At 72.8% G+C, this 12,628-nt stretch carries 13 protein-coding genes; 7 read left to right on the forward strand and 6 right to left on the reverse strand.

Annotated elements, in window-relative coordinates; translation table 11 throughout:
- Positions 1-16 precede the first annotated feature (16 nt).
- Positions 17-1,036: a DEDDh family exonuclease gene (locus ACW69E_RS07565; protein ID WP_457497394.1), complete on the reverse strand. Its 1,020-nt coding sequence runs from the start codon at positions 1,034-1,036 to the stop codon at positions 17-19.
- Between the two features lie 143 nt (positions 1,037-1,179).
- Here ACW69E_RS07565 and ACW69E_RS07570 point away from each other — a divergent pair, with 143 nt between their 5' ends.
- Entirely contained in the window at positions 1,180-2,151 is a 972-nt protein-coding gene (locus ACW69E_RS07570; protein WP_457497395.1) for a sterol desaturase family protein, read from the forward strand.
- Positions 2,152-2,186: 35 nt separating this feature from the next.
- Here the strand turns inward: ACW69E_RS07570 and ACW69E_RS07575 are convergent, their stop codons facing one another.
- The gene (locus tag ACW69E_RS07575) at positions 2,187-3,716 is read right to left on the reverse strand and encodes a S8 family peptidase (protein ID WP_457497396.1); all 1,530 of its coding nucleotides are present in this window, start codon (positions 3,714-3,716) and stop codon (positions 2,187-2,189) included.
- A 243-nt stretch (positions 3,717-3,959) separates the two neighbouring features.
- Between ACW69E_RS07575 and moaA the strand changes: the two genes are divergently transcribed.
- The gene (gene moaA, locus ACW69E_RS07580) at positions 3,960-4,949 is read left to right on the forward strand and encodes a GTP 3',8-cyclase MoaA (protein ID WP_457497397.1); all 990 of its coding nucleotides are present in this window, start codon (positions 3,960-3,962) and stop codon (positions 4,947-4,949) included.
- Here the strand turns inward: moaA and ACW69E_RS07585 are convergent.
- Complete coding sequence (locus tag ACW69E_RS07585; protein WP_457497398.1) at positions 4,932-5,216, reverse strand: hypothetical protein; 285 nt, start codon at positions 5,214-5,216, stop codon at positions 4,932-4,934. The genes moaA and ACW69E_RS07585 overlap by 18 nt on opposite strands.
- A 198-nt stretch (positions 5,217-5,414) precedes the next feature.
- Positions 5,415-5,924, reverse strand: a complete 510-nt coding sequence (locus ACW69E_RS07590) for a DUF3099 domain-containing protein (RefSeq protein ID WP_457497399.1) — start codon at positions 5,922-5,924, stop codon at positions 5,415-5,417.
- A gap of 222 nt (positions 5,925-6,146) precedes the next feature.
- Here ACW69E_RS07590 and ACW69E_RS07595 point away from each other — a divergent pair, with 222 nt between their 5' ends.
- Positions 6,147-6,425, forward strand: a complete 279-nt coding sequence (locus ACW69E_RS07595; RefSeq protein ID WP_457497400.1) for a GlsB/YeaQ/YmgE family stress response membrane protein — start codon at positions 6,147-6,149, stop codon at positions 6,423-6,425.
- A gap of 62 nt (positions 6,426-6,487) precedes the next feature.
- On the opposite strand, the gene ACW69E_RS07600 is transcribed toward ACW69E_RS07595, so the two are convergent.
- The gene (locus ACW69E_RS07600) at positions 6,488-7,885 is read right to left on the reverse strand and encodes a metallopeptidase TldD-related protein (RefSeq protein ID WP_457497437.1); all 1,398 of its coding nucleotides are present in this window, start codon (positions 7,883-7,885) and stop codon (positions 6,488-6,490) included.
- Positions 7,885-9,447 (reverse strand): TldD/PmbA family protein, encoded by a 1,563-nt coding sequence (locus tag ACW69E_RS07605; protein ID WP_457497401.1) that lies wholly within the window; start codon positions 9,445-9,447, stop codon positions 7,885-7,887. Before ACW69E_RS07605 ends, ACW69E_RS07600 begins: the two co-directional genes overlap by 1 nt.
- A gap of 145 nt (positions 9,448-9,592) precedes the next feature.
- Between ACW69E_RS07605 and ACW69E_RS07610 the strand changes: the two genes are divergently transcribed.
- The 4 genes from ACW69E_RS07610 (at position 9,593) to fabI (ending at position 12,536) form a co-directional block, all read left to right on the forward strand.
- On the forward strand, positions 9,593-10,132 hold the full coding sequence (locus ACW69E_RS07610; RefSeq protein ID WP_457497402.1) for a DUF1648 domain-containing protein: 540 nt from the start codon (positions 9,593-9,595) through the stop codon (positions 10,130-10,132).
- A 98-nt stretch (positions 10,133-10,230) separates the two neighbouring features.
- Positions 10,231-10,473 carry a hypothetical protein gene (locus tag ACW69E_RS07615; protein ID WP_457497403.1) on the forward strand — a complete coding sequence of 81 codons (243 nt, stop codon included), beginning with the start codon at positions 10,231-10,233 and terminating at the stop codon, positions 10,471-10,473.
- Between the two features lie 573 nt (positions 10,474-11,046).
- Positions 11,047-11,751, forward strand: a complete 705-nt coding sequence (gene fabG, locus ACW69E_RS07620) for a 3-oxoacyl-[acyl-carrier-protein] reductase (protein ID WP_457497404.1) — start codon at positions 11,047-11,049, stop codon at positions 11,749-11,751.
- Positions 11,752-11,756: 5 nt separating this feature from the next.
- Positions 11,757-12,536 (forward strand): enoyl-ACP reductase FabI, encoded by a 780-nt coding sequence (gene fabI, locus ACW69E_RS07625; RefSeq protein ID WP_457497405.1) that lies wholly within the window; start codon positions 11,757-11,759, stop codon positions 12,534-12,536.
- The last annotated feature ends 92 nt before the right edge of the window (positions 12,537-12,628 follow it).

A 12,628-nucleotide genomic window follows, 5' to 3' on the forward strand; every position in this document is an offset into this window, starting at 1 on the left:
GGTACCCCGCCGGCCGTCACTCCCCCGGAGCGGGGGCCACCTCCCGCAGCAGCTGGGTGAAGGCCGCCTCGTCGATCACCGGGGTGCCGAAGGCGCGCGCCTTGGCCACCTTGGAGGTGCCGGAGTCGGGGTCGTTGGTGACCAGGAGGCTGGTGAGGCGGGAGACGCTGCCGGAGATGTGGAGCCCGGCCTCGACGGCCCGGTCCTCCAGCAGCTCCCGGTCCACGGAGGTGTCCCCGGAGATCGCCACCCGCATGCCCTGGACCAGCGGTCTGCCCGGCTCGTAACGGCCGGGGTTGGGGTACGGGCAGGGGGGACGCTTGCGCGAGGGGCGCCAGCTGCCCGCGTAGGGCCGCGAGTCCCGTCCGCCGAAGGTGCCGGAGGAGGTGCCCGGGGAGACGATGGAGTCGGTCCACTCGGTCAGCGGCCGGCAGGCCAGCAGGGGCAGGCGTATGCGGCCCGCGGCCGCCAGGTGCAGGCTCGGCCGGAACGCCTCGGCCAGCACCCGGGCGTCGTCCAGCGCGTGGTGCGCCCGGCGCTGGACGACGCCGTAGTGCGCGGCGAGGGTCTCCAGCCGGTGGTTGGCCAGCGGCAGGTCCAGTTCCTTGGACAGGGCGATGGTGCACAGCCGCTGCCGCACGGGGACCGGCAACCGGGCACGGGCGTACTCGCGTGCGATCATCGACCAGTCGAAGACCGCGTTGTGCGCGACCAGCACCCGGCCCCGCAGCCGCTCGGCGAACTCCTCGGCGATCTGCGGGAAGAGCGGGGCGTCGGCCAGCATCTCGCTCGTCAGCCCGTGTATCCAGGTCGGGCCGGGGTCCCGCTGCGGATTGACCGGGGTGTACCAGTGGTCGATCACGTCACCCCGTGCGTCCAGCCGGTAGACGGCCGCGGAGACTATGCGGTCGTCCCGGGCGAGCCCCGTGGTCTCCACGTCCACCACCGCGTAGGCGTCGGGGTATTCGGTGGGCCAGGCCGGGGTGCTGGGCTGCGCTGCGGGCCGCGCTTCGGCCGCCGACTGGTCATCGAGCATGGTTCCAGAGAATACGGGCCGCCACTGACACCTTCGCATCACCGCAGGTCATCACAGGTGGGCCGGGTTGCTGACGAGCCGTCTCGCATACTTGTCGGTAACAGAGTCTGGCCGTCGGCCCCGGGCGGTCCTACGGTGCACCCATGCCGAGCGTGCCGAACCTCCCCGACGTCGTGCTGTGGTCCATTCCCGCCTTCCTGCTGCTGACGGCCTTGGAGATGGTCAGCTACCGCCTGCACCCCGAGGAGCCGGACGGCCCCGTCGCGGGCTACGAGGCCAAGGACGCCGCCACCAGCGTCTCCATGGGCCTGGGCAGCCTCTTCTTCGACGCCCTGTGGAAGATCCCGATCGTGGCGGTCTACTCGGCGGTCTACGCGCTCACCCCGCTGCGGATCCCCGTCGAGTGGTGGACCCTGCTGCCGATGCTCCTGGCGCAGGACTTCTTCTACTACTGGTCCCACCGCGGCCACCACGTCATCCGCATCCTGTGGGCCTGCCACGTGGTGCACCACTCCAGCCGGAAGTTCAACCTCACCACCGCGCTGCGCCAGCCCTGGACGTCCCTGACCGGCTGGCCGTTCTACCTGCCGCTGATCCTCCTCGGCATGCACCCGGCCGTGCTCGCCTTCTGCCACTCGGTCAACCTGGTCTACCAGTTCTGGATCCACACCGAGCGGATCGGCAGACTGCCGGGGCCGGTCGAGTACGTCTTCAACACGCCCTCGCACCACCGGGTCCACCACGCCTCCCAGGGCGGTTACCTGGACCGCAACTTCGGCGGGATCCTCATCGTGTGGGACCGGCTCTTCGGCTCCTTCGCGCCCGAGACCGAGCCGTGCGTCTACGGGCTCACCAAGAACATCGACACCTACAACCCGCTGCGCGTGGCCACCCACGAGTACGCGGCGATCGCCCGGGACCTGCGGGCGGCGCGCGACTGGCGCGAGGCCGCCGGGCGGCTCTTCCGCGGGCCCGGCTGGCAGCCGCCGGTGCCAGGGCCCGCCTCCACGGCCCCCGAACCCGCCCTGGGCGCGGCGGGGGCGGTGGAGGCGGCCGGAACCCCGGAAGGGGCCGGGCCCACCGGGCCCGACCCCTCGGTCCCCGCCGCTTCCTGACGGACCGCCGGCATCGCGGCGGGAGTACCGTCCGGTTACCTGACGGCGTCCAGGGCGTCGACGATGCCGTGGCCGTAGAAGCCGTTGACGCGCTTGCCGCCCTCGCAGGTGGAGTCCTCCACGCCGTTGCCGTCCGGGTCGTAGGTATCCGGGCAGCCGGGGTTGTCCGCCTGCGCCTTCATCATGAGCTGGAGCATCGCCGGGCTGGCCCAGGGGTGCCTGCTCTTGAGCAGCGCCGCCACGCCCGCGACGTGCGGGCTGGCCATCGAGGTGCCCTGCAGGAAGGCGTAGGAGTCGTTCGGCATGGTCGACAGGATCCGGCCGTTGCCCGACGGGGTGTCCGGGATCTGGAACCGGTCGCCGCCCGGCGCCGCCACGTCGGCGACGCGGTGCCCGTAGCTGGAGTAGTACGACTTCAGGTCCTGCACGCCCGTGGCCGTCACCGTCACCACGCCCGGCAGCTGGGTGGGCAGGTCCAGGCAATCCGACGGGTCGATGGTGCGCTCGACCGGGGTGGTGTCGTTCGGGCTGGTGCCGTCGACGATCGCGTCCGAGGCGAGGTCGTGGTTGGAGTTGCCGGCCGAGGCGATGTGCAGAGTGCCCCTGCGCTCGGCGTAGCGCGCGGCCCGGCGGACCGCCTCCACGACCGCGCCCTGGTCGGCGTCGTCCTCGCAGTTGTACAGGTACGGGTCGATGTAGTAGCTGTTGTTGGTGATCTCCACGCCCTTGTCGGCCGCGAAGACGAACGCGCAGATCACGGCCTCCGGATAGAAGAGGCTGGTGTCGGGCTCGCTCACCTTGATGGAGGAGACCTTCACGCCCGGCGCGACGCCCGCCACGCCCACGCCGTTGCGCGCCGCGGCGATGGAGCCCGCGACGTGCGTGCCGTGGTAGTCGCCGTCGGTGTACGGCCGCCAGGCCCCCTCGGAGGTGTCGGCCACCCCGCCGACGCAGTTCGCCGACTGGCCCGCCGAGAAGTTCGGGGCCAGGTCCGGGTGGGTGTCGTCCACACCGGTGTCGATGACCGCGACGGTGACCCTGTCGCTGCCCGGGTTGACCTTCGCGGCCTCGTCCGCGCGGATGGCACGCAGACCCCACAGGTCGGCCTCCATCGGCTCGCCCTCGGCGGCGGCCGTGGCCGCGCCGGTGCGGGCGGGCTCCGCCACGTACCGCGGGGCGCCGACCTCGGTCGTGCCCGCCGGCCTGAGCGGCGCGGTGCGGGTGGCGCCGGCGGAGTGCACGCCGCGCACCTCGCGCATCCGCTCGGCGAAACCGGGGTTCGCCGAGTGGGCGACGATCACGCCGATGTCCCGGTGAGTGACGACGACCGTGCCGCCGGCCCTGGCTATCTCCCGCTCCACCCGCCTGATCGTGCCGGGATGGGAGGAGGTGTTGACCACGTACGACAGCTGCTCGCCGTCCGCGGCCGCCGTCGCGGCCGCCGGGACACCCGCTTCCTGGGCCAGCGCCGTGCCGGCGCCCGGCAGCAGGGCCAGGGAGGCGGTCAGCGCCAGCCCGACCGGCACCGCGATGGCGCGGCGTCGGCTGGAGGGTCTCGATGCCATGGGTTCTCCGTATCCGTGTGAACGTCCGTGTGAACGCAGGAGTCTCAACAAGCCGTCCGGTTATCGGATTTGACCGTACGGATGTATGACGACGGAAGCTATCGCTCACACGGGGGGAGCGGCAATGGCCGGACTGCCGGCCGGACACCGGGCACCCGTTCCCGCCGTGGTGTCCCCGGCGGACGGCGCGGGCGTCGCGTACGCTGCGAGGCAGATGTCCAACCGTGGGAGGGGACCGTCGGCATGCTGCTGGACACCTACGGCCGGGTCGCCACCGATCTGCGCGTGTCGCTCACCGACCGGTGCAATCTGAGGTGCACCTACTGCATGCCCGAGGAGGGCCTGGAGTGGCTCGCCAAGCCCGACCTGCTCACGGACGACGAGATCGTCCGCCTGGTCCGCGTCGCGGTGACCCTGCTCGGCGTGGAGGAGGTGCGCTTCACCGGCGGCGAGCCGCTGCTGCGCCCCGGGCTGGTGGGCATCGTCGAGCGCTGCGCCGCCCTGGAGCCGCGTCCGAAGCTGTCGCTGACGACCAACGGCATCGGTCTGGAACGCACCGCCGGGGCGCTGCGCGCGGCCGGGCTGGACCGGGTCAACGTCTCCCTGGACACCCTCGACCCCGAGGTCTTCTCGCGGATGACCCGCCGCAGGCGCCACGCCGACGTCCTCGCCGGTCTGGCGGCCGCCCGCGAGGCGGGGCTCTCCCCGGTCAAGGTCAACGCCGTGCTGATGCCGGGCCTCAACGACACCGAGGCCCCCGACCTGCTCTCCTGGGCCGTCGAGCACTCCTACGAACTGCGTTTCATCGAGCAGATGCCGCTGGACGCCCAGCACGGCTGGCGCCGCGAGGGCATGATCACGGCGGGCGACATCCTCGCCTCCCTGCGCACCCGCTTCTCTCTCGCCCCGGAGGGGGAGGACAGCCGGGGCTCGGCGCCCGCCGAGCGCTGGATCGTCGACGGCGGTCCGCACCGCGTCGGTGTGATCGCCTCCGTCACCAGGCCCTTCTGCCGCACCTGCGACCGCACCCGGCTGACGGCCGACGGACAGGTCCGCACCTGCCTTTTCGCCCGTGAGGAGTCGGATCTGCGCGGCGCGCTGCGCTCGGGCGCGGACGACGCCGAGATCGCCCGGCTGTGGAAGGCGGCGATGTGGGGCAAGAAGGCCGGCTCCGGCCTGGACGACCCGTCCTTCCTCCAGCCGGCCCGCCCGATGTCAGCGATCGGCGGCTGACCCCTCCGGCTCCTGTCCGCCCTCCCGGTCTCTCCCGCTCTCCCAGTCGGCGAGGGTCACCACGTCCTTCAGGAAGCCCCGCACCCCCAGGAACCGCGACAGGTACTCGCGGTGCTCCTCGCACGCCAGCCAGGTCTTGCGGCGCTCCGGGGCGTGCAGCTTGGGGTTGTTCCAGGCCAGCACCCACACGGCGGCCTCACGGCAGCCCTTGGCGGAGCAGACGGGGGTGGCGGCGTCGGGCAGGGGCGCGGTCACGGGATCGGTCACGCCCCCATCCAAACACGGTCCGGACATGACGACGCCGGGCAGCCACGGGGGGAGCCGCCCGGCGTCGGTCCGTCGCTCCGACGGGGGATGCGGAGCGTGTACGCAGTATGGCACGCGCACCCACCGCCGGGGCACCGGAACAGCATGATTGATCTGAGGTTTTCCTGAGCTTCCCGGCCGCGGTGGAGCCGCGGTGGATCAGTCGCGCCGGCCGGGTCCCGAGCGGCTCGGCTCCTGCCCCGGTTCCGGACGCCGGTGCTCCCGGCGGCCCGGATCCCGCTCACCGCCCGGTTCCGCCCTGTGGTCCGGTCCCCGCCCGGCCTCCGGTTCGTCCCGCTCCGGCGGATCCTGCCGTATCGTGCGCGCCCCGGGGCCGGGCTCGTGCCCCTCGGCGCCCGCCGGGTGTCCGGCCGGTCCCAGTGCCTGCCGGGGCGGCGCGGAGACGAGGGAGTCGGGGATCGCGGGCGTGTTCTCCCGCCCCGCGTTGGCGATCACCACCGCCACATACGGCAGGGTCGCGCCGAGCACCAGGGCCGCCACGGCGAGCGGACGCTGCACGTCCCACAGCATCACGGTCAGCAGGACCGCCGCGGTGCGCACCAGCATCGAGACCACGTAGCGCCGTTCCCGGCCCCGGACGTCCTCCGCCAGCCCCTGACGGGCCCCGGTGATCCGGAACACCTCGGGACCGCGCTGCCTGCGCCTCACACTCACCACCTGCTTCTGCGGCCGGTATCCGGGAGCGTTCCCGCCTGGTTCCCGGCCTTTTCCACACTACGCCCCGACTCCGCCGCATACGACGTCGGGTAGAGGGCACCCGATGCGCCGGGGACGGCTCCCACCCGGACGGCTCACCGGCCGTGCGGAGGAGGCGCCCCATCGCACGAACCGAACGCGCTGCGCACGGAGCGCGACGCACGAGGAGGCGACATGAGCTGGTTGTGGGCGATCGTCGTGGGTCTGGTCCTGGGTGTGCTGGCCCGCGCCATCCTTCCGGGCAGGCAGAACATCCCGCTGTGGCTGACCGCCATCTTCGGAATCATCGGCAGCGTCATCGGGAACGCCGTGGCCGGTGGGATCGGAGTGGAGGACACCGCGGGCATCGACTGGATCCGGCACCTGCTCCAGCTTGCCGGAGCCGTCCTGATCGTCGCGCTGGGCACGCCCCTGTACGCCAGGATCAGGGGCGGGGGCAGGCGGACGGCCTGACGTACCGGACATCCCGGCGAAGGGGACGGCGCGCTCCCGCGCCGTCCCCTTCGCGCGGCCGCTCACACACCCCGGCTGACGGAACTCATGTTGAAGTCCGGCACGCGCAGGGCGGGCATCGCCGCCCGGGTGAACCAGTCCGACCACTCGCGCGGCAGGGTGCGCTCGGTCCGCCCCGCCTCGGTGGCCCTCGACAGCAGGTCGACCGGCGACTCGTTGAAGCGGAAGTTGTTCACCGCGCCCGTGACCTCGCCGTTCTCCACCAGATAGACGCCGTCGCGGGTCAGCCCCGTCAGCAGCAGTGTCGCCGGGTCCACCTCGCGGATGTACCACAGGCAGGTCAGCAGCAGGGCCGGGCCGTCGTGGCCGGAGCGGGCGACCATCTCCCCCAGCGAGGCGGTGCCGCCCGCGTCCAGGACCAGGTTGTCGATCCCCGGCGCCACCGGCAGGCCCGTCAGCTCCGCCGAGTGCCGGGTGGTCAGCAGATGGCGCAGCTCGCCGTCGCGCATCCAGTCGGTGGCCCGCAGCGGCAGGCCGTTGTCGAAGACCGAGGCGTCGTCGCCGGAGGAGTGCGCGATCACGAACGGCGACGCCTCCAGGCCGGGGGCGCCCGGATCGCTGTAGAGCCTCAGCGGCAGCTCCGACAGCCGCTCGCCCACCCGGGTGCCACCGCCGGGCCTGCCGAACACCGTGCGCCCCTCGGCGGCGTCGCGCCCCGCCGACGACCACATCTGGTAGATCAGCAGGTCCGCCACGGCACTGGGCGGCAGCAGCGTCTCGTACCGCCCGGCCTCCAGCTCCACCTGCCGCCCGGCCCACTCCAGCCGCCGTGCCAGCTCCGCGTCCAGCGCCAGCGGGTCGACGTCGGCGAAGTCGCGGGTCGCCCGGCCCGCCCACGCCGACCGGGTGCGGTCGGGGGACTTGGCGTTGATCTCCAGGGTGCCGGTGGGCTGGTCGTGGCGCAGCCGCAGTCCGGTGGAGGTCCCCAGGTAGGTGGAGACCATCTGGTGGTGGGCGAAGCCGTACAGTTCCCGGCCCCCGGAGCGGGCCCGCGCGAAGGACTCGCCCAGCGCCGGGGCGAAGGAGTCGAACACCGACGAGGACGTCTCGGCAGGGGTGTCGGTGAAGTCGGCGGAGGCCGGCGTGCCCTCCACCAGCGGCCGGGCGTCCTCGGCCGGGCCCGCCGTACGCGCCGCCTCCTCCGCGGCCCGCACCAGCGGCTCGATGTCGTCGTCGGTGACGGCCGAGCGGGAGACCACCCCCGACGCCGTCCCCTCGGAACCGTCGACGGTCGCGACGACGGTGAGGGTGCGGCCCCGGGTGACCCCGTTGGTGGTCAGCGTGTTGCCCGCCCACCGCAGGTTGGCGGTGGACTCCTCGTCGGCGATGACCACGCAGCCGTCGGCCCGCGACAGCGCCAGGGCGCGCTCGACGACCTCGTGGGGGGCGGGGGGCTTCATCATCGGCCGGCCTCCTGGGCGGTGTTGAGGATGTTGACGCCGCGGAAGAGCGCGGAGGGGCAGCCGTGCGAGACGGACGCGACCTGGCCCGGCTGGGCCTTGCCGCAGTTGAACGCGCCGCCGAGCACATACGTCCGCGGCCCGCCCACGGCCTCCATCGAGCCCCAGAAATCGGTGGTGGTGGCCTGGTAGGCCACGTCGCGCAGCTGCCCGGCGAGCCGTCCGTTCTCGATCCGGAAGAAGCGCTGCCCGGTGAACTGGAAGTTGTAGCGCTGCATGTCGATCGACCACGAGCGGTCGCCGACCACGTAGATCCCCCGTTCCACTCCGGAGATCAGCTCCTCGGTGGACGGCCCGTCCGGATCGGGCCGGAGCGAGACGTTCGCCATGCGCTGCACGGGGACGCTGGAGGGGGAGTCGGCGAAGGCGCAGCCGTTGGAGCGGCCCAGCCCGGTCAGCTTCGCCATCCGCCGGTCGAGCTGGTAGCCCACCAGGATCCCGTCCCTGATCAGGTCCCAGGACTGCGCCTCGACGCCCTCGTCGTCGTAGCCGATGGTGGCCAGCCCGTGCTCGGCGGTGCGGTCGCCGGTGACGTTCATGGCCGGCGAACCGTACTTCAGCGTGCCGAGCCCGTCGGGCGTGGCGAAGGAGGTGCCCGCGTACGCCGCCTCGTAGCCCAGCGCCCGGTCCAGCTCGGTGGCGTGGCCGATCGACTCGTGGATCGTCAGCCACAGGTTGGAGGGGTCGACCACCAGGTCGTAGGAGCCCGCCTCCACACCGGGCGAGCGCATCTTCTCGGCCAGCAGCTCCGGGATGAGCGCAAGCTCCGTGTCCCAGTCCCAGCCGGTGCCGGTCATGTACTCCCAGCCCCGGCCGGCGGGCGGGGCCAGGGTCCGCATCGAGTCGAAGTCGCCGGAGTCGGTCACGGACACGGCCGTCAGCTCCGGGTGCAGGCGGACACGCTGCTGGGTGGTGACGGTGCCGGCGGTGTCCGCGTAGAACTTGTTCTCCTGCACGGTCAGCAGCGAGGCGTCCGCGTGCGAGACGCCGTCCGCCCCCAGCAGCCGCTCGCTCCACTGGGCCAGCAGGGCGGTCTTCTCCGCGTCCGGCACGTCGAACGGGTTGACCTCGTAGGAGGAGACCCAGGTGCGCTCACCGTGCACCGGCTCGTCCGCCAGTTCCACCCGTCCGCCCATCGCCCACCGGTCCCCGGCGGAGCCGCTCCGCGCGGCCGCGCCGCCGGCGGCCTCGGCGACCCTCGCCGACAGCTTCGCCATCTCCACGGCCCGGCCCGCCACCTTCGCGGCGGCGTCCATCGTCAGGTCCACCCCCGAGGCGAAACCCCACGCGCCGTCGTGCACCACGCGCACCGCGTATCCGGCGTCGGTGATGTCCGACGACCCGGCCGGCCTCGCGTCGCGCAGCCGCCAGGAGGCACTGCGGTTCCGCTCGAAACGGAAGTCGGCGTGCTCGGCCCCCAGAGCCCGGGCCCGCGCGAGCGCCGCGTCGGCGAGCGCGCGCAGCGGCAGCGCCAGGAAGGACTCATCGATCTCGTGCACCACGGACGCTCCTCCTTGTCGATGCATGACCGCAGTGAACCATGCTCCACAGGCCCGCCGCGGCCGATAAACGGCGGTCGCGGTCCCGGCGGGCCTACCCTGGCCGGTGAGGGAGCGGGGGAGCGAAGAGAGGCACCGGGAGGGGAACATGGGGGACGGGGACGAGAGCCGGCCGGGCTTTCCGTGGGTGTGGCTGCTGCCGCAGCTCGCCGTGCTGGCGGGGCTGACGGTCTGGGGCGCCGCGGTGTATCCCAGTCTTCCGGAGAAGGTGCCGCAGCACATCGGCCCCGGTGGGATCGACGCCTGGGCGGACAAGTCCGTCGGCGCGGTCTTCCTCCCCGTCCTGATATACGCCGGGACCGTCGCGGTGATGGCCGCCACCTCGGCGGCGGCGCTGCGGATGCGCGCCGAGGACGAACTCGCTCCCGGTGAGCGGTCCTCCTCCCTGGTCAACCGTCCCGCCACCCGCGCCTCGGCGCTGCGGACGGCCAGGGCCACGCTCCTGCTCGGGTTCTGCATCGGCCTGTCGATCGCCGTGACGTGCGCGGTGATGTGGCGCACCGAGCCGGACCCGCAGGTGTCCGCCTGGCTGTTCGCCGCGGTGCTCGCACCGCTGGCACTCGGCCTGGTGCCGGTGCTCGCCGCGGCCCTCCGGGACCGCCGTGAGAGCCGCGAGAGCCGGAAGTGACCCGGCCGCCGGTGTGTTCGCGCGGTGCTCCGGGGTACTCGCGGCCGGGCCGGCCCTCGCCGGCCCACAGGAGAGAGAACCGCGGGAAGGAGCGTGCCGTGAGCGACTACTCAGGGCCCTACGACGGCAGGCAGCACGACCCGTCCGAGATGAGGAGCGGCACGGGCAGGGAGCGGAACGAGGGGGAGAAGGAGCGGCGCCCCGAAGGGGAGGAGCGGTCCGCACGGACCGGACGCGAACGCCCCGGGGACGAGGGCGAGGGCGAGGAGGCCGGGGAGGGGGAGCGCGGCCCGGTCGCCGGGCCCGCCGTCACCGGTCCGCCGCCGGTCCCGGAGGGCTGACCCGGCTGGTCCGGGGCAGGCGCCCCCGCTCACCGGTCCCCGGCGGAGCCGCTCCGTTTCACCGGCCTTCCGCGCCGTCCGGCTCCCCGGCGGAGGTCTGAAGCACGAGGTGCCCAGGCCGCGGCCGAAGGGCTCGGGGATGCGCGGCGGCTCCCCGAAGGGCGTGGTCAGCCGCGAGTCGTAACCCTGCTCGGACCGGCGCCAGAACACCGCGGCGGCCTGCTCCTCCACGTCCAGCAGAGTGCGGCACAGCGCCCGGAAGCCGGCGGTGCCGGAGGGAACGTCCATGGCCGTCGGTCGTTCGGGCATCACTGTCATGATGCGCCTCCTCGTGCTCCTGCACCATGCGCGCCCCAGGGTGGTGGACCAGAACGCTGTGTGGTCGTCTGATTCCCGTACAGTCGCTCCCCGTACGGGCCCCGAGGCCGGGTGTACGCCCCGGCCCGGAGCGGCTTTCTGTAGGAACCCCACAGGCCCCCGGCAGAGCCCCTGTCGGGGACCCGTTCTCCGGCGCGCGGGACCGGACGATAGTTTCTTGCGGAGTACCTGCTCCCTACGGAAGAGGGTGTTCCCTTGAGCCGCTCGGTTCTCGTCACCGGAGGCAACCGCGGCATCGGCCTGGCCATCGCCCGGGCGTTCGCCGACGCGGGCGACAAGGTCGCCGTCACCTACCGGTCGGGTGAGCCGCCGGAGGGTTTCTGCGCCGTCAAGTGCGACATCAACGACGCCGAGCAGGTGGAGCAGGCCTACAAGGAGATCGAGGAGAGGCAGGGCCCGGTCGAGGTGCTGGTCGCCAACGCCGGTGTCACCCGGGACCAGTTGCTCCTGCGGATGTCCGAGGAGGACTTCACCTCCGTGGTGGAGACCAACCTCACCGGCACCTTCCGGGTCGTCAAGCGCGCCTGCCGGGGCATGCTCCGCGCCCGCAGGGGCCGCATCGTGCTGATCTCCTCCGTCGTCGGCCTGCTGGGCTCGGCGGGGCAGGCCAACTACGCCGCCTCCAAGGCGGGCCTGGTCGGCTTCGCCCGCTCGGTCGCCCGGGAGCTGGGCTCCCGCAACATCACCTGCAACGTGGTCGCGCCGGGCTTCGTGGACACCGACATGACGCGCGCGCTCACCGACGAGCAGCGCGCCAGGATCGTCGAACAGGTGCCGCTGGGCCGCTACGCCCGGCCCGAGGAGGTCGCCTCCTCGGTGCGCTTCCTGGCCTCGGAGGAGGCCGCGTACATCACCGGAGCCGTCATTCCCGTGGACGGCGGATTGGGCATGGGTCACTGAACGTCATGAGCGGACTTCTCGCCGGAAAGCGCATCCTGGTCACCGGGGTGCTCACCGACTCCTCGATCGCCTTCCACGTCGCCCGGCTGGCGCAGGAGGAGGGCGCCGAGGTCGTCCTCACCGGTTTCGGGCGGCTGTCGCTGGTGCAGCGCATCGCCAAGCGGCTTCCCAAGGAGGCCCCGGTGATCGAGCTGGACGTGCAGAACAGCGAGCACCTGGACACCCTGGCCGGCAAGGTCGCCGAGCACCTCGGCGAGGGCGTCGGGCTGGACGGTGTCGTGCACTCCATCGGCTTCGCGCCGCAGGACGCCCTGGGCGGCAACTTCCTCAACACCGGCTGGGAGTCGGTCGCCACGGCCGTCGAGGTCTCGGCGTACTCCCTGAAGTCGCTGACCATGGCCCTGCTGCCGCTGCTGGAGAAGCGCGGCGGCTCGGTCGTCGGCATGGACTTCGACGCGCAGGTGGCCTGGCCCAAGTACGACTGGATGGGCGTGGCCAAGGCCGCCCTGGAGTCCACCTCCCGCTACCTCGCCCGCGACCTGGGGGACAAGGGCATCCGCTGCAACCTGGTGTCGGCCGGGCCCATCAAGTCCATGGCCGCCAAGTCCATCCCGGGCTTCGGGGAACTGGCGGACGTGTGGAAGACCCGCGCCCCGATCGGCTGGGACCTCACCGATCCCGAGCCCGCCGCGCGCGGCGTGGTCGCCCTGCTCTCGGACTGGTTCCCGAAGACGACCGGCGAGATCGTGCACGTGGACGGCGGCGTCCACATGATGGGCGCGTAGCGCGCCCGCGACCGAAGGAATCCCGGGGCCGCCCCCGGTCCCGCGCCGGGACCGGGGGCGGCCCGGTGTACGTGCCGGGCCGGAGCCGGGCC

This window comes from Streptomyces sp. SS8, assembly GCF_054072955.1.